Origin of the sequence: Mesorhizobium sp. B2-8-5, assembly GCF_006440675.2 — a bacterium.
Lineage (GTDB): Bacteria > Pseudomonadota > Alphaproteobacteria > Rhizobiales > Rhizobiaceae > Mesorhizobium.
The window spans coordinates 2,942,480-2,964,478 of the sequence record NZ_CP083951.1 but is presented as its reverse complement, the minus strand read 5'-3'; the positions used below and the strand labels follow the sequence as shown (position 1 = coordinate 2,964,478).

The window sequence follows — 21,999 nt, the reverse complement described above, 5'->3', positions numbered from 1 at the left end:
ACCACTTGCGGAGGATGACATGGCGGCAATCCCACCGGTCTGCGATTTCGGCTGGCAAGGCGTCGACGCCGTCTTGCCCGGCATCGACGGCAGATCGCATTCGATCTTCGGCCAGGCCGGACCCAACGGGCTGGTCGTCGCCTTCATCTGCAATCACTGCCCCTATGTGAAGGCGGTGATTTCGCGCATCGTGCGCGACGCCGACGACCTCAAGGCCGAGGGTATCGGCTTTGTTGCGGTCAACGCCAACGATGCCGACGCCTATCCTGACGATGGCTTCGACAACATGAAGCTCTTCGCCAGGGCGAACGCCTTCACCTTCCCGTATCTCCATGACGAGTCGCAGGCGGTGGCGCGCGCCTATGGCGCCGTGTGCACCCCGGATTTCTTCGGCCTCAACGGCGAGCTGACGCTGCAATATCGCGGCCGGCTGGATGCATCGCGACGCGAGGCCGGACAGCCTGGACTGAGACGCGATCTGCTGGAGGCGATGAAGCAGGTTGCCCGAACCGGTAACGGACCGCGCGACCAGATCGCTTCGATCGGCTGCTCGATCAAATGGAAGGAGGCCGCATGAAAGGCGCAAGCAAGCCGTTTGGGTCGCCAAGGGCGATCCTGTTCGATCTCGACGGCACGCTGATCGATTCGGCGCCCGACATCGCGGCGGCCGTGAACGAACTGCTGGCCGGCCGCGATCTGCCGCCGCTCAGCGTGGATCGGGTCAGGGCGATGATCGGCGGCGGTGTCATGAAATTGGTCGAGCGCGCTTTCGCCGCCTCGGGGTCGCGGCTTGCCGGCAGCGTTCTCGAGGAAGCCAATCGCGACATGGCGCCGATCTACCGCAGACATCTGACCGGGCTGACGAAGCTGATGCCTGGCGTCAGGGAAGTTCTCACCCACTTCCATCTGAACGGAACGGCCATGGGCGTTGCCACCAACAAGCCGCAATTGGCAACGCGCGAAATCCTGCTGCATTTCCACTTGACGGAATATCTCGGCGCGATCGTCGGCGGAGATGCCGTGACAAACCTGAAACCGGCGCCTGACGCTTTGCTTCTGGCGCTCGACCAGCTTGGCGTCGAACCATACGAGGCGCTGATGGTTGGAGACAGCATCAGCGACGTCGGCGCCGCGCGCGCGGCCGGCATGCCGGTCGTTCTGCTGCGCGGCGGCTACACCCATGTCCCCGTCGAGGAGCTGGGCGCGGACCTCGTATGCGACAGCTTGCTCGATCTGCCTTCCGCCATGCGGAGGCTGCGTGACGCCGCGTAGAGCGGCTCGGCGATTCTATCAACGCTGAACCGCTCTAGGCCGTCACTTCGAGAATTGCTTGAGATAGGCGATGACGTTGGCCACGTCCTTGTCGTCCTTGAGGCCTGCAAACGCCATCTTCGTGCCTTTCACCATGGCCTTTGGATCATGGAGATAGGTCGTCAGCGTCGGCTCGTCCCATTTGACGCCGGACTTTCCGGCCGCGACCATGGCCTGGGAATAGCTGAATCCCGGATGCGTGCCGGCCGTGCGGCCGATGACGCCGTTCAACGACGGACCGACCTTGTTCTGGTCCTTGTCCGCGACGTGGCAGACCTTGCATTTGGTGAAGACCTTCTCGCCTGCCGCCGCATCCTGTGCGTAGGATTGGTCCGTAATGAAAGTAACCAGGAATATGGCGGCGAAAAATGCGATAGCGCGCATGGCAATTCCTCATTAATCGTCAAATCCCCGGCACGAGCAAAAAGCTAACCGGCGGATGGCGGAAGTCAATCATACGAAGGTCCAGACTGCCGCATCCGAGAGAGCCCATCCTGTACTTTCGACTTTGTTGACGGTCCTGGGGCGAGCGCGTAGCTTCAGGCCGTTCTGGATTCCCAAGGGCACCTCGGGACACCGGTCAGGCTGGTTTCATCCAGGCTGAGATTTGCCCAGGCAATGGGGGCGGCGGCATTTCGCCAGAGCGGGCGTCTTCGCGCGCGCAAGAGGTGCTGAATGAATATGGTCGACCTCATATTGACGGTTTGCCTGAGTGCCAATCCCGGCGATTGCCGAGACGAGCATCTCTATTTTGAAAGCCGCGGCTCCCTGTTCCAATGCATGATGCTGGCGCCCAGCGAAATCGCGAAATGGTCGCAGGAACACCCGGCCTTGAAGGTCAGGCGCTGGAAATGCGCTTTCCCGACGAAGGACCGGGCAATCTGACCGGCGCCGCTGGTTTGTTGCAGTCCCGGGAGGACACATCGTGATTTCGCGGCGGGAAGCGCTCCGTCTGGCGGCTCTTGGAACGGCGGCGGTTCTCGGCTCACACGCCGTTGCCGCCTCCGCCGCGTCCAAGCTTCGCATCGGCGTGCTGAAGTTCGGCACGGTGAGCTGGGAGCTTGATACGCTGAAGCAGCACAAGTTCGACGCCGCCAACGGGATCGATCTGGACGTCATCAATTTCGCCGGGGAGGATGCGACCAATGTGGCGATGCTGGCGGGCGCGATCGACATGATCGTGACCGATTGGCTGTGGGTCTCGCGCCAGCGCTCGGAGGGCGGCGACGTCACATTGGCCCCCTATTCGACCGCCGTCGGGGCGATCATGGTGAAGGACGCATCGCCGATCCGCACGATCGCAGACCTCAAGGGAAAGAAGATCGGCGTCGCCGGCGGAGCCATCGACAAGAGCTGGCTGCTGATACAGGCGCTGGCCAGGCGCGATCACGGCATCGACCTGCCGGCGGTCAGCGATGTCGTCTTTGGCGCGCCGCCGCTGATTTCGCAAAAGGCCATTCAGGGCGAGCTCGATGCGGCGCTCAATTTCTGGCACTTCTGCGCCAGGCTCGAGGCCGACGGCTTTCGTCGGCTGATCGGCGCCGGCGACGCGCAGATGGCGCTCGGAGCATCGGGTCCGGTATCCGCGCTTGGCTATGTCTTCCACGACAAATGGGCGAACGACAATCCGCAAGCCGCCCGCGGCTTCCTCAAGGCTTCCGCGCAGGCCAAGGATCTGCTGGCAAGGTCCGACGAAGAGTGGCTGCGCCTCGCGCCGGTCATCCGCGCGGACGGCAAGGAGCTGGCCAAGCTGCGCGAACGCTACCGCGAGGGCATCCCCAGGCGGCCGGTCGCCGAGGAGGCGGTCGATGCCGGCAGGCTCTATCGGGTGCTGGCCCGAATCGGCGGCGAAAAGCTGGTCGGCAGCGCGCCGGAGATGGCGCCCGGCACATTCTGGCGGGAGCCGCCGCAATGACCGCAAGAGACGGTGGCGATCGCACGCTCGGCGAAGCGGCCGGCATCTCCAGCCGTTCCGGCTCCGCTGCGACGCTGATGCCCGCGCTGACGGTGACAGTCTCCTTGCTCGGGCTTGGCCTGCTGTGGAGCCTGGCGGCGAATACCTGGCCGAGTCCCGCCTTTCCGGGACCAGGTGAGGTCTGGCAGGTGCTGCTGAGAGAGGCGGCGAGCGGCGACCTTTTCTACCACCTCGGCGCAACACTGGGCCGGGTCGCCGCGGCGTATCTCGTCGCGATGATCGTCGGATCGGCGATCGGCATCCTCCTCGGCAGCTACCGCCGCGCGGACCGGTTCTTCAACCCCTGGGTCATCCTGTTCCTCAACATCCCCGCGCTGGTGGTCATCGTGCTGGCCTATATCTGGTTCGGCCTCAACGAGGCGGCGGCGATAGGCGCGGTCGCCGTGAACAAGATCCCGAATGTCGTGGTGACCATGCGCGAGGGCGCCAGGGCGCTGGACCCGAGTTACGCCGAAATGGCGGCCGTCTACCGCTTCGGTCCCCTCGACCGCCTTCGCCATATCCTGCTGCCGCAATTGCAGCCCTATCTGGCCGCGGCCTCGCGCTCCGGTATCGCTCTCATCTGGAAGATCGTTCTGGTGGTCGAACTGCTCGGCCGCTCCAACGGCGTGGGCTTTCAGATCCACCTCTATTTCCAGCTTTTCGACGTCGCCGCCATTCTCGCCTACACGCTGGCATTCGTGGCGGTGATGCTCGTGATCGAACTTCTTCTGGTGCAGCCCGTTGAACGACATGCAACCCGTTGGCGCCGCCGCTCCGCTTAGGGTCGACATCGCCGAAAAAACCTTCATGTCCGCGCAGGGTGTCTCGGTCATGGCGCTGAAGAACCTTTCCTTCGAGGTCCAACAAGGCGAATTCGCCTGCCTGCTCGGGCCATCCGGCTGCGGCAAGACCACGACGCTGCGCATTCTGCTTGGGCTCGACAGGCAGTTCTCCGGTTCTTTCCAGCTGCCCGAAGGCGGCTCGAACCGCATAGCCGCCGTGTTCCAGGAACCCACCTTGCTGCCCTGGCGCACGGTGGAACAGAACGTCAGGCTGGCGCTGCCGAAAGACCTGCGCGCGAAAAATCTCGACGCGCTGTTCGACACGCTCGGTCTCGCCGGCATGCGCTCGCTCTATCCGGCGGAGCTTTCGCTCGGCCTTGCGCGAAGGGCGGCGCTCGCGCGCGCCTTCGCGACCGAGCCGGCGGTGCTGTTCCTCGACGAGCCCTTCGTCTCGCTCGACGGACGGACCGCCGGGCAACTCCGGCGCCTGCTTCTCGACGTCTGGTCGGCCAAGCCCACGACCGCCCTGATGGTGACACACAACCTGACCGAGGCGCTAACGCTGGCGGACCGCATCATCGTGCTTGCGCCGCGGCCCTCGCACGTGCTCGGCGTTTTCGACATAGGGCTGCCCCGGCAACACCGCGGCCCCGAGGCGACGAACGGCCTTTTGCGATCGTTCCATCAGAAATTTCCGGGCGTGGCCTGACCGCCCTGGTCTATGCAGTTCCGGACGGAAAACCACTGCGGACTTTCCCGGATGCTTCAGAAGCAGCGCACGTCGGCTTCGGCCTGCGCCTGCTTCAGCTCCGTCCGCGCGGCTTTCGCCGGCGCGCTTTCGCGGAACAGACCTGCATTCTCGCCTGTCGTCAGGGACAGGCTCTTGAAGGTCTCGGCCCTCTCATAATGGTCGTAAGGGAGGATCGAGGCGATGACGTCGATCGAGCATGAGCAACTCTCCAGCGCCTGACGCGTCTGGCCGTTGGTCTGCATGCAGCCGAGCACGTAGTCGACAATCGTCGCCGTCGGGTAGTCCTCCGCGGCGCCGGCCGGGTTTGCAAGGACCATTGCCGGCGAAAAGAGGAGCGGAAGGATCGAAAATCCAACATATCTGACCATGAGAAATTCCTCCGATTGCCCGCGCGCGCTGCAGCGAGGCAGCACCATCGTGCCCAGTTGGCGGCATGCCGCAAGCCCGGTCAAGTTCTCACCGCCCCGGTATAGGACCAAAGGAGGAATGCCTTTCCCACCGACGGCAGCTCTCCAAAGCAGCTTCACGGTTCGTCCCAGCGCCCATCTTAGCGAGTATTTTTTCATAACCAGATCAATGCGGACAACCAGAGATATCGAGCGAAACGAGGTACAAGAATATTTAGAAATATACTTAGAAGTTTATCACGCCTATAATACGATCATATTAGATATTGCATATGAAATCATTCGATTTTAAACTTCTAACCATGGTGAAATTTTGAATGTCTTTTTTCTCTAAATTTTATATTGCGTCGCACTAGATAAATGCTGCAGCGCACAATTCAGGCGGGGGTTTTTCCTTGCCTGACATTTTGCAATGACATAGCCTTACCCTGTTTCCGGCTTCAAGGACATCGCTGTAACAAGGGAGCGGCGGCAGTCTTTCGTAGGCCAACCGGGCGGGTGCAGGCTAGGCTGATTTGGTAGAGGATAGGAAAGTTCCTCTGCTACTTGCAGTTTAGGTCGTGACAGCTGCCGGAAATACTTCCCAATACCAATCGCCTGAACAAGCTCTTGCGAGCTTGATTGCCGATTTCTTGTTGTCAACATGGGAGGAATTTGATGCGCGCACTTACTCAAGCCACCTACATCGCAACAACCGCCGCGCTACTGTCGTTAGGCGCACTCTATACAGCGTCAGCCAACGAAGACCTCGTGAAGATGGCCGAAAATCCGAAAGACTGGGTGATGCAGACTGGCGACTACGCCAACACCCGGTATACCAAGCTCAAGCAGATCACCAAGGAAAACGTGAAGAACCTGCAGGTCAAATGGACCTTCTCGACCGGCGTGCTGCGCGGCCACGAGGGCGGACCGCTGATCATCGGCAACGTGATGTATGTTCACACACCGTTCCCGAACACCGTCTTCGCCCTCGATCTCGACAATGACGGGAAGATCCTCTGGAAGTACGAACCCAAGCAAGACACCAACGTCATTCCGATCATGTGCTGCGACACGGTCAATCGCGGCGTCGCCTACGGAGACGGCAAGATCATTCTCAACCAGGCCGACACAACCGTCGTTGCGCTCGATGCCAAGACCGGCAAGGTCGTGTGGTCGGTCAAGAACGGCGAACAGACCGACGGCGGCAAGGGTGAGTCCGGCACATCGGCGCCGGTGGTCATCAAGGACAAGGTCCTCGTTGGCGTATCCGGTGCGGAATTCGGCGTCCGCGGCTGGCTGGCCGCCTACAATCTGAAGGATGGCAAGCTCGCCTGGAAGGCTTATTCGGAAGGTCCGGATGCGGACACCTTGCTCGATCCCGAGAAGACCACGCAGCTCGGCAAGTCGGTGGGAAAGGACTCCGGCACGAATACCTGGGAAGGCGAGCAGTGGAAGACGGGCGGCGGCACGACCTGGGGATGGTATTCCTATGATCCCAAGCTGAACCTCGTCTACTACGGCACCGGCAATCCCTCGACCTGGAACCCGGTCCAGCGCCCCGGAGACAATCGCTGGTCGATGACCATCTTCGCCCGCGATGCCGACACCGGCGTGGCCAAATGGGTCTACCAGATGACCCCGCATGACGAATGGGACTTTGACGGCATCAACGAGATGATTCTCGTCGACGGCATGGAGGTCAAAGGCAAAAAGCACGATGTGCTGGTGCATTTTGACCGCAACGGCTTCGCCTACACCATGGATCGCGCCAACGGCGAACTTCTCGTCGCCAAGAAGTACGACCCGGCGGTGAACTGGGCGACCGAAGTCAATATGGACCCCAACAGCAAGGAATACGGCCGCCCGCAGGTCGTGGCGAAATATTCGACGCAGCAGAACGGCGAAGACACTAACTCGACGGGTATCTGCCCGGCAGCGCTTGGAACCAAGGACCAGCAGCCGGCCGCCTACTCGCCGAAGACCGGGCTGTTCTATGTGCCGACCAACCACGTCTGCATGGACTATGAGCCGTATAAGGTGAGCTACACGGCCGGCCAGCCTTATGTGGGCGCCACGGTGTCGATGTATCCGGCGCCTGGCGGTGACGGCAACATGGGCAACTTCATTGCCTGGGATGCCGCCAAGGGTGAGATCGTCTGGTCGAAGCCCGAGCAGTTCTCGGTGTGGTCGGGCGCTCTGGCGACCGCTGGCGACGTCATCTTCTACGGGACGCTCGAAGGCTACATCAAGGCAGTCGATGAGCACGGCAAGGAACTTTACAAGTTCAAGACCCCGTCCGGCATCATCGGCAACGTCACGCCCTTCGAGCATGACGGCAAGCAGTACATCGCCGTTCTGTCCGGTGTCGGCGGATGGGCAGGTATCGGCCTCGCCGGCGGACTGCTGTCACCCGACAACGCCGCCGCTTGGCATGGCGCCGTCGATCAGGGCCGCGCGCAGGGCGATCAGGCCGCGGTCGTTGGAACAGCCGGTCTCGGAGCGGTCGGTGGCTACGCGGCACTCGCCGACTACACGACGCTGGGCGGCCAGCTCACCGTCTTCGGTCTTCCGGATTGATATCCCGGGAAAACCTTAAGACCGAAGGCTGAAAGATCGAGAGCCCGGATCATTCCGCAGGCAACGGCCGGGCTCTCGATCTGCAGCACACCCAAACACCGGTCAACGCCGCTTCGCGACGGCAACCCTTCGTCCTTGGCAAAATAAGGAAGTGTCTGAATGTCCATCCGCATCGCAGTTTCCGTTCTCGCCCTGACCCTTCTGCCTTTGGCCGGCCCGACTTCAGCGCAGGCCGAGGACAGCGCCGACAAAGCCAAGGCGGTGAAGGACGAGGGCGGCAAATATTTGGATGCGGATGGAAATCCAACCTACAAGATCGAGAACGGAACCGTGGATTGGTACACCTTCAGCGGCTATCGCCGCTATCACTCGGACTGCCATGTCTGCCACGGACAGGACGGGATGGGTTCGACCTATGCCCCGGCCCTGGCGAACAGCCTTAAGACAATCGACTACCCTACCTTCCTCTCGATCGTCGCCCAGGGCCGCAAGAACACCGCCAACGGCAAGGAGAATGTCATGCCGGCCTTTGGCGACAACAAGAACGTCTATTGCTACCTGGATGACCTCTACGTCTATCTGCGCGCCCGCGCCGACGGCGCCGCGCCGCGCGGCAGGCCGCCCAAGCACGAGGACAAACCCCAGGCGGCCAAGGATGCCGAAAAATCCTGCATGGGGGGATGACGTGACAGGCCGGGTTGCATCGAAGCCACGTTTCGTTCTGCCCCTGCTCGGCGCGCTCGCCTTGCTGCCATCGGCCGCCTGGGCGCAAGGCGCCGGCCTTGGCGCAGCGGGAGAGCTGGTCGACCCCGACATCCTGCGCGTCTGCGCCGATCCTTCGAACATGCCCTTCACCGACCAGAACGGTCAGGGATTCGAAAACAAGCTGGCCGAGCTGGTCGCCAGGAAGACAGGGCGGAAGTCGGTCGCCTACACATGGTTTCCGACTGTCATGGGCTTCGTGCGCAACACGCTTGCCGCCAACCGATGCGACATCATCATGGGCTATGCCCAGGGCGACGAGCTGGTGCAGAACACCAACGCCTACTATCGCTCCTCATACGTGCTTGTGCACCCGAAGGGCGATGACCTCGAGGGTGTCGAGACGATCGAGGATCCGAAACTCGCCGGTAAGAGGATCGGCGTCGTCGAACGCACGCCGCCGACCGCCAACATGGCCGCCAACAAGCTCTTGCGAACGGCGAAGATCTACCCGCTGGCCGTCGATACGCGCGTCACCCCGTCGATGGGAGAAGTCGTGCTCAAGGACATGCTTGCCGGCAAGATCGACGCGGCGATCCTGTGGGGGCCGATGGCAGGCTACTACGCAAGGCAGCTCGGCGCGAATGTCACGATCGTTCCGCTGGTCAAGGAAAAGACCGGTTCACGCATGTCCTACCGCATCACCATGGGCGTGCGTCCATCCGACCAGGAATGGAAGCGTATGCTCAACAAGGTGATCCGCGAGAACCAGGCGGAGATCAACAAGCTCCTGCTCGACTACAACGTGCCGCTGATCGACGAACATGACAACCCGATCACGGCGGCGCCGGGGTGAACGCGATCGGCGCGAAAACGGCGATGGAGGGAAGGAACCGATCTTCGAGGCAGATAGTTTTCTTTAGTTGTTTGAGAACCCGGTGTTTCATTTGTCCATTTGTGAAGTGATGGACGAGCCATTGCACCCGCCCGCAATGGCGCCAACGACATGACCGGCCCCTTCGGGCTGGCAGAAGAGGAGAATGCGATGAAGAAGAGCTGGAAGAAACCGACCATGTGCCAGGTTGCTGCGGGCTTCGAAATTTCGCGGTATCTGCCTGCTGAAATTCCTCCCAGGAAGTAGGCCGCAAGGGTGCATGTCCCTGGCAGCAGGGGCATGCACCCCCGCCGCACGCTTTGCAGCGGGAAACAACGCGGATACAAAGCTGTCTAACGCCGACAAGCCGGCCAGACTGGCCGCGGAGCACGCATTTGCCATGCGCGTGAAGATCATCGGATCGGCGGCCGGAGGCGGCTTTCCGCAATGGAACTGCAATCACCGCCTGAGCCGCGCGGCTCGCAGCGGGATGTCCGGCGTGCATTCGCGAACCCAATCATCCATTGCCGCATCGGCGGACGGGACGGGTTGGGTTCTCTTCAACGCATCGCCCGACATCCGCCAGCAGATTGCGCACGCGCCCGAGCTGCAGCCCGCGGCCGACGCACCGTTGCGCTCGACGCCTATCCGCGCGGTGGTGCTGACCAATGCCGACGTGGACCATATCGCCGGCCTGCTCAGCCTGCGTGAACGACAGCCCTTCGCGATCTATGCGACGGCACAGGTGCTGGCGACGCTGGAGGCGAATTCGATCTTCAATGTCCTCGATCCGGTGATCGTGCCGCGGCGTCTCCTGGCGCCAACGGAGGAAATGGCGATCCGCGGCGCGGACGGCCATCCGACCGGCGTTGTCGTCGGCAGCTTTCCGGTGCCCGGGAAGGTCGCGCTCTACCTCGAGCAAGGAGGCGATCCCGATGCCGACTTCAGCTCCGACACGGGCGACACGATCGGGGTCCGTATCAGCGGGGCCGACGGCAGCGGCGCCGTTTTCTACATTCCGGGCTGCGCGCGCGTCGACGCCGCGCTACGCGCGCGCCTGGCCAACGCCGGCTGCCTTCTGTTCGACGGCACCGTCTACACGGACGACGAGATGATCGCGGCGCGTGTCGGCCAGAAAACCGGCGCGCGCATGGGGCACATCGCAATGTCCGGACAAGCGGGTTCGATTGCCGGCCTGGCCGATGTGAAGATCGCTCGCCGTATCTTCATTCATATCAACAACACCAATCCTGTTCTGGACGAGAATTCCGCCGAACACGCGGCGGTCAGGGCGGCTGGCTGGGAAATCGCCAGCGATGGAATGGAGATGGAATTTTGAGCGATTTCCGCGACGCGGCCAGAGGTGGCCTGTCCAAGAGCGAGCTCGAGGCTGTGCTGCGGCAGGTCGGTGACGAGCGCTATCACAACCGCCATCCTTTCCATCACAGAATGACCGGCGGCGCGCTGTCGAAAGCCGAAATGCAGGCCTGGGCGCTGAACCGATATTGCTACCAGGCGGTCATTCCGCGCAAGGACGCCATGATCCTGGCACATGCCGAGGATCCGGCGTTTCGCGCCGCCTGGCGCAAACGCATCGAGGACCATGACGGCGAGGACGGCTGGAGCGGCGGCATCGCGCGCTGGCTGCATCTGGCGACCTCGCTCGGGCTCGATGGCGAAGCGGTCAAAAGCGAAAGGCTGGCGCTGCCGGCGACCCGCTTCGCCGTCGGCGCCTACCTGTCGTTCTGCACGAACCGGACGCTGCTCGAGGCGGTCGCGTCGTCGCTGACCGAGATGTTCTCGCCGCGCATCATCGGCGAGCGGGTGCCGGCGATGCTGGCGAAATACGATTACATCACCGAGGATACGCTGGCCTATTTCAGCCGGCGGCCCGAACAGGCATCGCGCGACGCAGACTTCGCCCTCGCCTACGTGATGGCCCACGCCGACACGCCCGAACGCCAGCAGCAGGCGATCGATGCGCTGGTGTTCAAATGCGATATACTCTGGGCCATGCTCGATGCTCTCCAGCATGCCTACGGCGCGCCGGGAAACATACCGCCCGGCGCCTTCCGCCCGGAGGCGGCCCAATGATGGCGCTGCGCGAAAGAGCCATTGTGTCGTTGCGGTCGGCGCCATCGCTGCCCAAGCATGTGCGCATCCAGTACGATCCCGTGCGGCAGGCCTTCGCCGTGCTTTCGCCGGAGAAGGTATTCTGGCCGAACGAGATCAGCCTCGACATACTGCGCCGCTGCGACGGCCAGTCCACCGTCGACAGCATCATCGCCGGTCTTGCGGCCGATTATGACGCAGGCCCGGAGGACGTGGCGGCCGACGTCATCGCCTTCCTGCAGGAATGGTCGGACAAGCTTTTGGTGAAGCTATGAGCGAGCCCATTCTGCCTCCGATCGGCATGCTGGCGGAACTGACGCATCGCTGCCCGCTGCAGTGCCCCTATTGCTCCAATCCGCTCGAATTGCTGAAGGCCAATCGCGAACTCGACACGCAGACCTGGCTCGATCTCTTCTCGCAGGCCGCCGATCTCGGCGTGCTGCAGGTGCATCTTTCCGGCGGCGAGCCGACCCTGCGCCGCGACCTCGAGCAATTGATCGCCGGGCTTTCGGCGCGCGGCGTCTACACCAATCTCATCACCGCCGGCATCGGCATCGCCGAGGGCCGTATCGAGGCCTTTGCCGAAGCCGGTCTCGACCACCTGCAACTCAGCTTCCAGGGCGCCCGACCAGTGACCACCGACCGTATCGGCAATCACCAGGGCAGCCATGAGAAGAAGCTGGAGACGGCGCACCGCGCCCGCGCGGCCGGGCTGCCCCTCACCATCAATGCGCCGGTCCACCGGCACAACATCGAGGAAGTGCCGGAATTCATCGATCTCGCCCTCTCCTTGGATGCCGAGCGGCTCGAGATCGCGAACGTCCAGTATGCCGGTTGGGCGCTCGCCAACCGCGACAGGCTGATGCCCGACCTGGCAGCGGTCAACCGCCAGGCGGACATCGTCGCGGCGGCGCGCGAAAGGCTCGCCGGCATCATGGACATCGACTTCGTCACGCCGGATTATTTTGCCATCTATCCCAAGCCATGCATGGGCGGCTGGGCGCGCGACGCGTTCATGGTGGCTCCCGACGGCACCGTGTTGCCGTGCCATGCCGCGCAGACGATTCCCTCGCTCCGCTTCGAGCGCTTCGGAGAACGCAGGCTCGCCGAAATCTGGACCGATTCAGAGGCATTCAACGCCTTCCGCGGCACCGAATGGATGCAGGAACCTTGCCGAAGCTGCGAACGGCGCGAGGTCGATTGGGGTGGGTGCAGATGCCAGGCGATGGCGATTGCCGGCGATGCCACCGCAACGGATCCGGCCTGCGTCAAGTCGCCGATCCACAATCGAATGGCGATACTGACCGACGCTGCGCAGGCGGAGGCAGCGCCCAAGGGAAATGAAAGCTTCATTTTCCGGCGGATCGGCGCCGCAACCCGACCTGACACGCGCGCCGAGCCTGCCCACCGATAACGGCCCGAAGGATACCTTGGCCCTTGGCGGTATCGCCTTGTGTCTCTTGCCGATTAGGCGCCGCTCAAGCTCGGAATCCCGGCCAGATCGATCTCGGTGATGTGCCAGCGGCCAAGGTTTGCGGTGTAGAGCTTGTCGCCCTTGAAGGCGATGTTGGTGGGATGCGCCAGCGTCGTCGCAGACGGATCCTCGATCAGCACTTCGAGATCGCTGTCCTTTCGCCAGCGATAGATGCGGCTCGGCTCGTAGCATGAAATGAGCAGTGAGCCGTCGGAAGCGAAGGCGAGCCCGTCGGGAACATTGCGCACGTCTTCGACGACGACCTGCCGGCGTCCCGCCGTACCATCGGTGAGGATCGGCACATAACTGATGCAGGGCGCATCGCTCTCAACCACATAGAGCCCGTTGGCGTCCGGCGCCATGGCCATGCCGTTGGCGAAGGACATCGCTTCCCGGCACCACAGGCCGCCCTCACCCGTCCGGAGATCGTAGCGAAAGATGCCCGAACGTTTATCCTCGCCCACACTGTCAGACACGTAGAGCCAGCCTCGCGCCTCGTCGATGACCGGATAGTTCGGCACGCGGATGCCGGACGAAGCGAAGCGCTCCATATCGCCCGTCGCGGCATCCCAGCGGAAGATCACAGCATGCTTGAGATCGCAGGCAAAACAATTGCCGGCGCTGTCGAAGGCAATGCCGAGAAGGAAGCCGTCGGTGCCGCCCATGCGCTCGACCGAACCGCCATCGGCGGCAAGCCTCAGGAGGTCGCCAGTCTCGGTGCCGCACCAGATCGATCCGTCGCGATGGACAGCCACGCCCTCCGGATGCGCGACACGCGGATTGCTGAAGATGCCGTCGAAGAAGACACGGGCGGCCGACATATCGAGCAACGGCTTTGCCATGGAACGCTCCTCAGCTTGCGGCAGGCGAGCTTTGCGCGGCGATGCAGCGCTCGACCATGGCGCGGTCGGCCGCGAGGATTTCGGCGATGAGCGCGCCGCGCTCCTTGGCGCTGACGAATTCGAGACGTCGCAGGCCAAGCGGGTCGATGCGGTTTCGCAATACGGCGAGCGTATCGCTGGAGGGCACCGGCACCTCGCGGCAATCGGCATCGAATGTCACTTCGAACCCGGTGGCTTCACGGATCTGCTGCTGGGTAACGCCTGGCATGGTTTCGACGACGGTCAATACCCGCGATGTCTGGTCGAGCCGGAAGATGCAGAGATCGGTGAAAACCAGCGACTTGCCTGTCCGATAGCCCATCGGCTCGCGTTCGGCCGGCGTCAGCAGTCCGCGGGCGGAACTTGCGATCTCGACCGCGTCCACCAGCGACTGGACCGAATGACGCGGGACGTAAAGCAGGTAGTCGCGATGCATGTTGGCGACGTCAGCCATGCCGCCTTGCCCTGGCAGCCGGATGAGGCCGCCGCTCGGCTTGCTGAGCGCGATGGTGTTGACGCGGCCGTGCCGGTCGACCTGCGCCGCGCCGACGATCTCATGCGTCACGGCGCCCGCCTGGTAATAGGTCGAATAGGTGTCGTCGCCGCCGGCATGCGCCACGGCTGTCTCGCAATCGAGGCTTTCGATCAGCGACAGCACCATCGGGCTCGGCGCGATGTCGAGGTGGCCGCAGCTCATCGTCGCGATGATCATGTCCGGCGCGTGCGTCGCCTTGGCCAGCCGGTAGGCGACGTTGGCGAGCGGCGATACCGCCCCGGCGCTGGCGAAGCTCTCATTGTCGAGCTCGGCGGCGATGCGGGCGGCAATGATCTCGTCGACGGTTGCCTTCCCGCTCCCCTGTGCCGGCACCGGCATCGCGAGGACCGTTTCGGCGGTGACCTTGGCCGCTTTTTGAAGCCGCTCCGGCAGGCCGTCAGCAGGCAGGCCGAGCTTGTCCGACAAAGCTGCGTCCTTCGCCGCGAACGCCTCCGACAAGGCCTGATAGTCGGTGACGTAGAATGGCAGGCACGAGGCCGGATAGGCCCCGCCCGGGACCAGCGCTATCGCCGAAACTTGATTGCGGGTAAGCACGCTCTGGCGGCCGTCCCGCCGCAGCGCTCCGACCGGGACGATCTCCTCGACCGTGACCAGCACCTGGCGCGCCGCGCCCGCCATGGCGAAGTCCAGCGCCCGCGGCCCGATGATCTCGACATTGCCGCTTGCGTCGGCGCGCTGGGCATGGGCGATGAACGTATCGAGCCTGAGCGGTGGGACGAACCCCGTATCGGTCCCGGCAAGCGGATCGGGCCTGGCGACCGCACCCGGCACGCGCGCCAGCATGTCGGAGCCCTGAGGCACCTGGAACGGCATCGACGGCAGGTTCTGCTGCGCCGCCCGCAGCGCCTGGATCATGGCCAGAGCCGTCCAGTCGCGGACGGGGATCGCGCCGTTCTCGGCCGCCGCGCGAAACCTCGGCGGCAGCCCGAAGATGTCGAGGCTGGAAAAGCACAGCTCGATTTCCGCCACCGCGCCCGCCTCGAGCAGCAGCTCGAGCGGCAGCCCGCCGGCCCAGGAGACATAGCGCAAATCTTTCACGCCGGACCCGGCGATCGCGCGCAGCAACGCGATCGGCAGCCGGGCGAAGTGGTGGCCGCCGACGCCGAAAGCGTCGCCGTCGCGGACCATCGCCGCCAGCCCCTCGATATCGGTGAAGCGGGGCCGGTTCGGCTTGACCAGGGAAACTGACCTGCGATCTGTCACAGCGCCGAGCCGCTGCACGGTCAGCGCGCCATGCGCCCAGCCGAGGCCGCGATTGTCGTCGTCACTCATGAGCCGGCCTTCTTCACGGCGCTCCTCTCGGCGAACTCCTTGACGCGCCGCTGGCCGATCTCGCTGCGGTAGAGGCCGCCCAATATGTTGCGCTCCATGGCGAGGCCATCCGCCAGATCGCCGGACACGGCATGGGCCGTCAGGGCCTTCAGGCCTTCGATCGCGGCGGCGGGTTCGGCGGCGATCATCCCAGCCAGTTCCAGCGCGCGCGGCATCAGCCTTTCGACATCGACGATCTCGTTGACCAGGCCGGTGCTCACGAATTCGGAGGCCGCCACGATGGCGCCGGTCATCAGCAGAAGATTGGCGCGGTTGCGGCCGAGCTTGGCGACGCTGCGTTGCGTGCCGCCACCGCCGGGGATCAGCCCGAGCTTGATTTCCGGCAAGCCGAGTTTCGCGAACTGGTTGGCGATCACGATATCGCAGCACAGCACCAACTCCATGCCGCCGCCCAGTGCGAAGCCGTTGACCGCCGCGATCACCGGCTTACGGTTGTTCTCGATCGCCGCATACATGCGCGTCCCGGCAGCCTGGAACGTGTCGAACTCTGCCGCCGTCTGGGCGCCGTATTCCTTGATGTCGGCGCCGGCCATGAAGCCGCGCCCCTCGCCTGTCACCACGATCGCGCCGACGCCGGGGTCGGAGGAGAGAGCCTCGAACGCCTCCGTGATCTCACCTTGCATGATCCGGTTCATGGCGTTGAGCTGGTCGGCGCGGCGGAAGGTGACGACCGCGACCCGGCCCTGGGTTTCGACCGTGAGTGTCTGGTAGGCGCCCATCCTCAGACCGCGTCCACGGTCATGTCGCCCGACGCTTCGAGTGCAGCGATCTCGTCCTTCGACAGACCGAACTCGGCCAGGATCTCGCGGCCATGCTGGCCGACCAGCGGCGCCGGACGCTCGATGGTCGCGGGCGTCTCGCTCATCTTGACCGCTGGCGCCACCACCTTCACCTTGCCGCCGCGCGGATGATCGTAGCTGGTGATCATGCCCATATGCGTGACCTGCGGGTCTTCCGCCGCGCGACGAATGTCCTTCACCTCGGCGCACCAGATGTCGGCCTTGAGCAGCCGCGCCAACAGGTCCTGCGTGGCGAATTTCTTCGTCTCGGCATTGACCTTCTCGAACACCTCGTCGCGCTTGTCGAACAAAGTCTTGAGATCGTCGTAGACGGCGAGCTGCGGCGCTTCCAGCACCTCATAGAGCGTCTTGAACGGGCTCATGGCGATCGACACATAGCCTCCATCCTTGGTCTCGTAGATGCCGAACGGCGCCTGCATGCCAGGATGGCCGATGCCGGAATTCGGCCGCACGAAATCCTCGCCGAGATTGAGCACGGCGACATATTCCTGGTTGAGATGCGCCAGCAGGCCGGCCAGCAGATTGACCTCGATCTTCTGGCCCTTGCCGGTCTTCTCGCGATAATAGAGCGCCGACAGGATGCCGTAGACCATGTTCATTGCGCCGATCTGGTCGGCGAGGCCGGCGCCTGCCGGAACCGGCGCCTGATCGCCGCGGCCCGTATTGGCGATCAGCCCCGCCAGTCCCTGGATCAGCATGTCCTGCCCCGGGCGCTCGACGTAAGGCCCCTCCTCGCCATAGCCCGAGCCCGAGCAGTAGATGATGCGCGGATTGACGGCCTTGAAGTCCTCGTAACCGTAGCCGAGCTTGGCCAGCACGCCGGGGCGGAAGTTCTGCACCACGACATCCGCGGTCCGGGCCATCGCCATGATGATGGCGTGCACCTTGCGGCTTTTCAGGTTGAGCGCGATCGAGCGCTTGTTGCGGTTCCAGGCGAGGAAGTTCGGGCTCTCGGAGCCCCCGACCCATTTGGCGAAGAAGGTCATGCCGCGGAACATGTCGCCGGCGCCGGCGCGCTCGATCTTGATGACGTCGGCGCCCATGTCGCCGAGCAGCTGCGTGGCGAACGGCCCCTGCAGCAGATGGCTGAAATCGAGGATACGGACGCCTTCGAGGGCCTTGTTCATTTCATGTCTCGTTTCGTTTTCAAAGCAGTTCGGGAACGTAGCGGGGTGCCGCCGTCAGCCCGCCATCGACGCGCAGGTCGGTGCCGGTGGTGAAGCCGGCCGCATCGGAGGCCAGATAGACGGCGGCCTCGGCCACTTCGGAAGGCTCGCCGATGCGGCCGAGCGGATGCATCTTGACCCAGGCCTTGGCGAGGCTGCCGCCGATCTCCTTGATCAGCCTGTCGTTCATCGGCGTGTTGATGGTGCCGGGCGAGATCGAATTGACGCGGATGTTCATCGGCCCGAACTCCACCGCCATCTGGCGCGTCATCGCCATCACCGCGCCCTTGGCGCCGGCATAGGCGGTCCAGCCGTCGAGGCCGATATGGCCCTGCGCCGAGGCCATGTTGATGATCGATCCCGACTTCTGCGCGATCATGTGCGGCAGCGTGTATTTGCAACCGCGGAACACGCTGGTCAGGTTGACGGCGATCAGCCGGTGCCATTGCTCGTCGGTCATCTCGTGCACCGGCATGCCGCCGATGGCGATGGCGGCGTTGTTGACCAGGATGTCGAGATGTCCGGTCTTCTTCACCGCGCTGTCGATCAGGCCGGCGATATCGGTTTCCTGGGAGACGTCGCAATGGACATAGTCGGCGCGGCGGCCGGCCGCGCGAAGTGCCGCGGCGAACGCCTCGCCGGCCTCGTCGGCGATGTCGCCGAGGAAGACATGCGCCCCTTCCCGCGCCATCGCCTCGGCGATCGCGTGGCCGATGCCGTCGGCCGCACCCGTGATGACTGCGGTTTTTCCTTCAAGACGAGCCATGTCAGCCTCCATTCGCGCGCCGGCGCTTCGCTTCGTCGAAGGCGACCGCGGCGATGATGATCATGCCGGTGATGACAAGTTGCCATTCGGTCGGCAGCCCGAGCCCGCGCAGGCCGTTCGACAGGAATTGCAGGATCAGCACGCCCAGCGCCATCCCTGTCAGGCTGCCGATGCCGCCGGCAAGGCTCACGCCGCCGAGGACCGTCGCGGCAACGACCTGGAATTCGAAGTTGAGCCCCGCCGTATGCTGCGCCGAGCCGACTCGCGCCGCCAAGATGATGCCGGCGACCGTCGCCAGCAGCGCGCTGATGATGAAGCAGATGAACTTGACGCGCCGTACGTCGTAGCCTGCCAGCCGCGCCACTTCCTGGTTGCCACCAACGGCGTAGATCTGCCGCCCGAACGGCCGGTGCTGCATCATGTAGCCGAAGGCGGCGAGGAGCATGATGGCGATCACCGCCGAATACGGGATGATGTTGAACAGACGACCGTCGGACAGCGCGATGAAGCTGTCGAGGCTGGCGTCGTCGGGAATCGCGCGCTGGCCGGTGTAGAGATAGACGCCGCCGCGCATGATGAACATCGTGCCGAGCGTCACGATCAGCGAGTTGATGCCGGCGTAGGCGACGAGATAGCCGTTCACCATACCGATGATCAGGCCGAACAGCAGCGCTCCGCTGACGCCGAGCAGCAGCGAGTTGGTATCGTTCATGATGATGATCAGCGGCAGCGCGATGGTCGCCAGCAGCGAGCCTATCGAGATATCGACCTCGCCGGATATGAAGACGATGGCGCAGCCGATGCCGGCGGTGAGCGCCAGCGAGGCCTGGCCCAGCACGTTGGTCATGTTGCGCACGGAGAAGAAATTCTCGACCGTCGCGGAAAAGAACGCCAGCACCAGGATCAGGCAGACGAGCAGCGCCAGTTCCTGCCGGGCAAAGAGCCGCGCCAGCATGGATGGCCGGTCTTTTGCGGAAGCCGTGCTTGCAAGGCTCATCGCTTGCTCCCTTCGAAGGAATTGCACTTATCGCAAGGAATGCTGCGGCGATGCGCCATGGTTCTATCCGATCGCCGCATTGAGGATCTTTTCCTGCGTGGCTTCCTCGCGCGACATGATCGAGGTCAGGCGGCCCTCGCACATCACCGCGATGCGGTCGGCGAGGCCGAGCAGCTCCGGCATTTCCGACGTCATCATGACGACCGCCAGGCCCTCGCCGGCGAGCCGGTCGATCAGCGCGAAGATTTCCGACTTGGCGCCGACATCGATGCCGCGTGTCGGCTCGTCGACGACGATGACCTTCAGGCCGCGCATCAGCCAGCGCGAGATCAGCACCTTCTGCTGGTTGCCGCCCGACAGATTCTTGATCTGCTGGAACAGGCTGGGCGTCTTGATGCGGAAGCGGTCGACATAGTCTTGCACCGCCTGATGCTCTTTCGCCTTGTCGACGAAGCCCAGGCGGGCGAACGCGCCGAGCGAGGCGAGGCTGGCATTCTGGTAGACGGGCAGCTCGCCCATCAGGCCTTCGCTCTTGCGGTCCTCGGTGAGCAGGCCGATGCCGAGCCGCACGCCGGTGCGCGTGTCGTGCGGCGCGAGGCGCTGACCGTCGACCGCGATGGTGCCCGAAATGATCGGATCGTAGCCGACGATCGCCTTGGCGAGCTCGGTCCGGCCGGCGCCCATCAATCCAAAGAAACCGAGCACCTCGCCGGCGCGCGCCTCGAATGACACGTCGATGAGCTTCTTCGCCGTGCTGAGCTTCTCGACGGAGAGCGCCACCTTGCTGCCCGCCGCGCCACGCTGACGGGGAAAGAGGTTGTCGATGCGGCGGCCGATCATGTCCTGGATCAACGTGTCGTTGGTGTGCTCGCCGATCGGCTTGGTCGATATGTGGCGTCCATCGCGCAGCACCGTCACTGTGTCGGCGATCTCGAACACCTCGTCGAGCTTGTGGCTGACATAGACCACGGCGATGCCGAGCGATGCCAGGCGGCGGATGACGGTGAACAGCAGCGAGACTTCGTTCGGCGTCAGCGAGGATGTCGGTTCGTCCATCACCACCACACGCGCCTCGTGGGCGAGCGCGCGGGCGATCTCGACCATCTGCTGCTGGCTCACCGGCAGCGATCCCGTCCGCGCCGCCGGATCGACGTTGAAGCCGATGCGATTGAACAGCGCCGCCGAGTCGGCGCGGATCTTTTTCCAGTCGATCGAGCCGGTCCTGCCGGTCGGATAGCCTTCTAGGAAGATGTTTTCCGCGACGGTGAATTCGGAGATCAACGCGATCTCCTGGAACACGACCTTGATGCCTTCCTTCAGGCTGTCGCGCGGCGACTTGATGTCGACCTCGCGTCCGCGCATGCGCACCGTGCCGGCGTCCTTGCCGTAGACCCCTGCCATGATCTTGATCAGCGTCGACTTGCCGGCGCCGTTCTCACCCATCAGGGCATGGATCTTGCCGGGCTCCAGGGTGAAGTCGACATTGTCCAGCGCCACCACGCCCGGAAACCGCTTGCCGATGCCGCGCATCTCCAGCGCCGACACGTTCGTGTCGATGGCCGCGCCTTCGCCGGGATGAAGGAAATCAACGGACATTGGCTTTGTTCCGGATGATGTCGAGATAGGTCGCCAGGATGATGACGATGCCCGGCACCACCATCTGCAGGTCCTGGTTCCAGCCGAGGATGATGATGCCATTGTCGATCACCTTCAGCACCAGCACGCCGAGCAGCGTGCCGAACAGCGAACCGCGGCCGCCGAGCAGGCTGGTGCCGCCGAGGATGACGGCGGCGATCACCGTCAGCTCGAAGCCGCGCCCGGCGGTCGGCTGGCCGGCATTCATCAACGACGACAGGATCATGCCGGCAACGCCGACGCACAGGCCGGTGACGACGAAGGCAAGCAGCTTGAGCCGTTCCGAACGCAGGCCGGACAGGCGCACCGCCTTTTCGTTGGCGCCGACCGCGTAGAGATAGCGGCCGAGCGTGGTGAAGCGCAGCGTCACATAGGCAACAAGGAAGATCAGCGCCGCCAGGATGACGGGGACCGGCACGGCGCCGACATAGCCGGCGCCGAGATCGGTGAAGCTTGCCAGTTGATTGTGGTTCTGCACCGCTTCGCGCGTGAACAGATAGACGCCACCCTGCAGCATCATCATGGTGCCGATGGTGGCGATCAGCGAATTCACCCTGAGCCTGGTGACGACGAGCCCGTTGAACAGGCCGACGCCGCCGGCAAAGGCGAGTGCCGCCAGCATGCCGAGCGCGAGGCTGTGAGTGGAATTGAGCACCGCCATGCCGATGCAGCCGACAAAGGCAAGCGAGGCGCCGACCGACAGGTCGACTTCCGCCGTGATGATGAGCATGGTCATGCCCGAGGCGACGATCAGCACCAGCGCGCATTGGCGCAGGATGGCGATGATGTTGGCCTCCGAATAGAACTGCGGCGCCGCGACCGAGATGGCGATGCAAAGCACCGCCAGGATGGCGCCCAGCACCAACTGGCTGCTGCCGAGAAGCTGGCCGCCGATGAAACGCTTCTGCGCGGAAGCGTGTATAAGCTCGCTCATATC

23 protein-coding genes are annotated in these 21,999 nt (G+C 63.8%); 13 read left to right on the top strand and 10 right to left on the bottom strand.

All coding sequences use genetic code 11. The annotated features are described in order from the left end of the window. Positions 1 to 19: 19 nt before the first annotated feature. Both FJ430_RS14445 and gph read left to right on the top strand, forming a co-directional pair. On the top strand, positions 20 to 577 hold the full coding sequence (locus FJ430_RS14445) for a thioredoxin family protein (RefSeq protein WP_140707693.1): 558 nt from the start codon (positions 20 to 22) through the stop codon (positions 575 to 577). Further along, positions 574 to 1,272 (top strand): phosphoglycolate phosphatase, encoded by a 699-nt coding sequence (gene gph, locus FJ430_RS14440; protein WP_140707695.1) that lies wholly within the window; start codon positions 574 to 576, stop codon positions 1,270 to 1,272. The genes FJ430_RS14445 and gph overlap by 4 nt, the downstream gene beginning before the upstream one ends. 42 nt (positions 1,273 to 1,314) lie before the next feature. Here gph and FJ430_RS14435 read toward each other — a convergent pair whose 3' ends face one another. Next, positions 1,315 to 1,695, bottom strand: a complete 381-nt coding sequence (locus FJ430_RS14435) for a c-type cytochrome (RefSeq protein ID WP_140640321.1) — start codon at positions 1,693 to 1,695, stop codon at positions 1,315 to 1,317. Positions 1,696 to 2,233: 538 nt separating this feature from the next. Between FJ430_RS14435 and FJ430_RS14425 the strand changes: the two genes are divergently transcribed. From FJ430_RS14425 to FJ430_RS14415, 3 genes are read left to right on the top strand one after another with little or no spacing between them, the layout of a single operon-like run. Then, positions 2,234 to 3,226 (top strand): ABC transporter substrate-binding protein, encoded by a 993-nt coding sequence (locus FJ430_RS14425; protein ID WP_140707697.1) that lies wholly within the window; start codon positions 2,234 to 2,236, stop codon positions 3,224 to 3,226. Continuing rightward, positions 3,223 to 4,050, top strand: coding sequence for an ABC transporter permease (locus FJ430_RS14420; RefSeq protein ID WP_413467853.1), 828 nt, complete (start codon positions 3,223 to 3,225; stop codon positions 4,048 to 4,050). The genes FJ430_RS14425 and FJ430_RS14420 overlap by 4 nt, the downstream gene beginning before the upstream one ends. Further along, the gene (locus FJ430_RS14415; RefSeq protein WP_140707915.1) at positions 4,019 to 4,759 is read left to right on the top strand and encodes an ATP-binding cassette domain-containing protein; all 741 of its coding nucleotides are present in this window, start codon (positions 4,019 to 4,021) and stop codon (positions 4,757 to 4,759) included. Before FJ430_RS14420 ends, FJ430_RS14415 begins: the two co-directional genes overlap by 32 nt. 56 nt (positions 4,760 to 4,815) lie before the next feature. On the opposite strand, the gene FJ430_RS14410 is transcribed toward FJ430_RS14415, so the two are convergent. Continuing rightward, positions 4,816 to 5,169 (bottom strand): hypothetical protein, encoded by a 354-nt coding sequence (locus FJ430_RS14410; protein WP_140707699.1) that lies wholly within the window; start codon positions 5,167 to 5,169, stop codon positions 4,816 to 4,818. Between the two features lie 696 nt (positions 5,170 to 5,865). On the opposite strand from FJ430_RS14410, the gene FJ430_RS14405 reads away from it, so the two are divergent. From FJ430_RS14405 to pqqE, 8 genes are all read left to right on the top strand, one after another. After that, the gene (locus FJ430_RS14405; RefSeq protein ID WP_140707701.1) at positions 5,866 to 7,767 is read left to right on the top strand and encodes a methanol/ethanol family PQQ-dependent dehydrogenase; all 1,902 of its coding nucleotides are present in this window, start codon (positions 5,866 to 5,868) and stop codon (positions 7,765 to 7,767) included. Positions 7,768 to 7,926: 159 nt separating this feature from the next. Then, positions 7,927 to 8,451, top strand: a complete 525-nt coding sequence (locus FJ430_RS14400) for a c-type cytochrome, methanol metabolism-related (RefSeq protein ID WP_140640331.1) — start codon at positions 7,927 to 7,929, stop codon at positions 8,449 to 8,451. Further along, positions 8,423 to 9,325, top strand: a complete 903-nt coding sequence (locus tag FJ430_RS14395; protein WP_140707703.1) for a substrate-binding domain-containing protein — start codon at positions 8,423 to 8,425, stop codon at positions 9,323 to 9,325. The genes FJ430_RS14400 and FJ430_RS14395 overlap by 29 nt, the downstream gene beginning before the upstream one ends. Before the next feature lie 150 nt (positions 9,326 to 9,475). Beyond that, positions 9,476 to 9,610: a hypothetical protein gene (locus tag FJ430_RS31615; RefSeq protein ID WP_264296173.1), complete on the top strand. Its 135-nt coding sequence runs from the start codon at positions 9,476 to 9,478 to the stop codon at positions 9,608 to 9,610. A gap of 133 nt (positions 9,611 to 9,743) precedes the next feature. Further along, entirely contained in the window at positions 9,744 to 10,682 is a 939-nt protein-coding gene (pqqB, locus tag FJ430_RS14390; protein WP_140707705.1) for a pyrroloquinoline quinone biosynthesis protein PqqB, read from the top strand. Continuing rightward, on the top strand, positions 10,679 to 11,437 hold the full coding sequence (gene pqqC / locus FJ430_RS14385) for a pyrroloquinoline-quinone synthase PqqC (RefSeq protein ID WP_140707707.1): 759 nt from the start codon (positions 10,679 to 10,681) through the stop codon (positions 11,435 to 11,437). The genes pqqB and pqqC overlap by 4 nt, the downstream gene beginning before the upstream one ends. Further along, entirely contained in the window at positions 11,434 to 11,730 is a 297-nt protein-coding gene (gene pqqD, locus FJ430_RS14380) for a pyrroloquinoline quinone biosynthesis peptide chaperone PqqD (protein ID WP_140640337.1), read from the top strand. The genes pqqC and pqqD overlap by 4 nt, the downstream gene beginning before the upstream one ends. Next, positions 11,727 to 12,869, top strand: coding sequence for a pyrroloquinoline quinone biosynthesis protein PqqE (pqqE, locus tag FJ430_RS14375; protein WP_140707709.1), 1,143 nt, complete (start codon positions 11,727 to 11,729; stop codon positions 12,867 to 12,869). Before pqqD ends, pqqE begins: the two co-directional genes overlap by 4 nt. 53 nt (positions 12,870 to 12,922) lie before the next feature. Here the strand turns inward: pqqE and FJ430_RS14370 are convergent, their stop codons facing one another. The 8 genes from FJ430_RS14370 to FJ430_RS14335 all read right to left on the bottom strand — a co-directional run bounded on the left by FJ430_RS14370 (position 12,923) and on the right by FJ430_RS14335 (position 21,996). Next, the gene (locus FJ430_RS14370; RefSeq protein WP_140707711.1) at positions 12,923 to 13,771 is read right to left on the bottom strand and encodes an SMP-30/gluconolactonase/LRE family protein; all 849 of its coding nucleotides are present in this window, start codon (positions 13,769 to 13,771) and stop codon (positions 12,923 to 12,925) included. Positions 13,772 to 13,781: 10 nt separating this feature from the next. After that, on the bottom strand, positions 13,782 to 15,638 hold the full coding sequence (locus tag FJ430_RS14365; protein ID WP_181175490.1) for a CoA-transferase: 1,857 nt from the start codon (positions 15,636 to 15,638) through the stop codon (positions 13,782 to 13,784). Continuing rightward, a complete protein-coding gene (locus FJ430_RS14360; RefSeq protein ID WP_140707713.1) occupies positions 15,635 to 16,417 on the bottom strand; it encodes an enoyl-CoA hydratase/isomerase family protein in 783 nt (260 codons plus the stop codon). Before FJ430_RS14360 ends, FJ430_RS14365 begins: the two co-directional genes overlap by 4 nt. 2 nt (positions 16,418 to 16,419) lie before the next feature. After that, positions 16,420 to 17,625: a CaiB/BaiF CoA transferase family protein gene (locus tag FJ430_RS14355; protein WP_140707715.1), complete on the bottom strand. Its 1,206-nt coding sequence runs from the start codon at positions 17,623 to 17,625 to the stop codon at positions 16,420 to 16,422. A 19-nt stretch (positions 17,626 to 17,644) separates the two neighbouring features. After that, positions 17,645 to 18,430: an SDR family NAD(P)-dependent oxidoreductase gene (locus tag FJ430_RS14350; protein WP_140707717.1), complete on the bottom strand. Its 786-nt coding sequence runs from the start codon at positions 18,428 to 18,430 to the stop codon at positions 17,645 to 17,647. 1 nt (position 18,431) lies between these two features. Continuing rightward, positions 18,432 to 19,427, bottom strand: coding sequence for an ABC transporter permease (locus tag FJ430_RS14345; RefSeq protein WP_140652847.1), 996 nt, complete (start codon positions 19,425 to 19,427; stop codon positions 18,432 to 18,434). Positions 19,428 to 19,490: 63 nt separating this feature from the next. Further along, positions 19,491 to 21,023, bottom strand: a complete 1,533-nt coding sequence (locus FJ430_RS14340) for a sugar ABC transporter ATP-binding protein (RefSeq protein ID WP_140707719.1) — start codon at positions 21,021 to 21,023, stop codon at positions 19,491 to 19,493. Beyond that, positions 21,013 to 21,996: an ABC transporter permease gene (locus tag FJ430_RS14335; protein WP_140707721.1), complete on the bottom strand. Its 984-nt coding sequence runs from the start codon at positions 21,994 to 21,996 to the stop codon at positions 21,013 to 21,015. Before FJ430_RS14335 ends, FJ430_RS14340 begins: the two co-directional genes overlap by 11 nt. Positions 21,997 to 21,999: the final 3 nt, after the last annotated feature.

Excerpts from the sequence above, each read along its gene's own strand:
- FJ430_RS14445 (WP_140707693.1), top strand. The coding sequence starts at position 20 with ATGGCGGCAATCCCACCGGTCTGCGATTTCGGCTGGCAAGGCGTCGAC.
- gph (WP_140707695.1), top strand. The coding sequence starts at position 574 with ATGAAAGGCGCAAGCAAGCCGTTTGGGTCGCCAAGGGCGATCCTGTTC.
- FJ430_RS14435 (WP_140640321.1), bottom strand. The coding sequence starts at position 1,695 with ATGCGCGCTATCGCATTTTTCGCCGCCATATTCCTGGTTACTTTCATT.
- FJ430_RS14420 (WP_413467853.1), top strand. The coding sequence starts at position 3,223 with ATGACCGCAAGAGACGGTGGCGATCGCACGCTCGGCGAAGCGGCCGGC.
- FJ430_RS14415 (WP_140707915.1), top strand. The coding sequence starts at position 4,019 with ATGCAACCCGTTGGCGCCGCCGCTCCGCTTAGGGTCGACATCGCCGAA.
- FJ430_RS14410 (WP_140707699.1), bottom strand. The coding sequence starts at position 5,169 with ATGGTCAGATATGTTGGATTTTCGATCCTTCCGCTCCTCTTTTCGCCG.
- FJ430_RS14405 (WP_140707701.1), top strand. The coding sequence starts at position 5,866 with ATGCGCGCACTTACTCAAGCCACCTACATCGCAACAACCGCCGCGCTA.
- FJ430_RS14400 (WP_140640331.1), top strand. The coding sequence starts at position 7,927 with ATGTCCATCCGCATCGCAGTTTCCGTTCTCGCCCTGACCCTTCTGCCT.
- FJ430_RS14395 (WP_140707703.1), top strand. The coding sequence starts at position 8,423 with ATGCCGAAAAATCCTGCATGGGGGGATGACGTGACAGGCCGGGTTGCA.
- FJ430_RS31615 (WP_264296173.1), top strand. The coding sequence starts at position 9,476 with ATGACCGGCCCCTTCGGGCTGGCAGAAGAGGAGAATGCGATGAAGAAG.
- pqqB (WP_140707705.1), top strand. The coding sequence starts at position 9,744 with ATGCGCGTGAAGATCATCGGATCGGCGGCCGGAGGCGGCTTTCCGCAA.
- pqqD (WP_140640337.1), top strand. The coding sequence starts at position 11,434 with ATGATGGCGCTGCGCGAAAGAGCCATTGTGTCGTTGCGGTCGGCGCCA.
- pqqE (WP_140707709.1), top strand. The coding sequence starts at position 11,727 with ATGAGCGAGCCCATTCTGCCTCCGATCGGCATGCTGGCGGAACTGACG.
- FJ430_RS14370 (WP_140707711.1), bottom strand. The coding sequence starts at position 13,771 with ATGGCAAAGCCGTTGCTCGATATGTCGGCCGCCCGTGTCTTCTTCGAC.
- FJ430_RS14365 (WP_181175490.1), bottom strand. The coding sequence starts at position 15,638 with ATGAGTGACGACGACAATCGCGGCCTCGGCTGGGCGCATGGCGCGCTG.
- FJ430_RS14360 (WP_140707713.1), bottom strand. The coding sequence starts at position 16,417 with ATGGGCGCCTACCAGACACTCACGGTCGAAACCCAGGGCCGGGTCGCG.
- FJ430_RS14355 (WP_140707715.1), bottom strand. The coding sequence starts at position 17,625 with ATGAACAAGGCCCTCGAAGGCGTCCGTATCCTCGATTTCAGCCATCTG.
- FJ430_RS14350 (WP_140707717.1), bottom strand. The coding sequence starts at position 18,430 with ATGGCTCGTCTTGAAGGAAAAACCGCAGTCATCACGGGTGCGGCCGAC.
- FJ430_RS14345 (WP_140652847.1), bottom strand. The coding sequence starts at position 19,427 with ATGAGCCTTGCAAGCACGGCTTCCGCAAAAGACCGGCCATCCATGCTG.
- FJ430_RS14340 (WP_140707719.1), bottom strand. The coding sequence starts at position 21,023 with ATGTCCGTTGATTTCCTTCATCCCGGCGAAGGCGCGGCCATCGACACG.
- FJ430_RS14335 (WP_140707721.1), bottom strand. The coding sequence starts at position 21,996 with ATGAGCGAGCTTATACACGCTTCCGCGCAGAAGCGTTTCATCGGCGGC.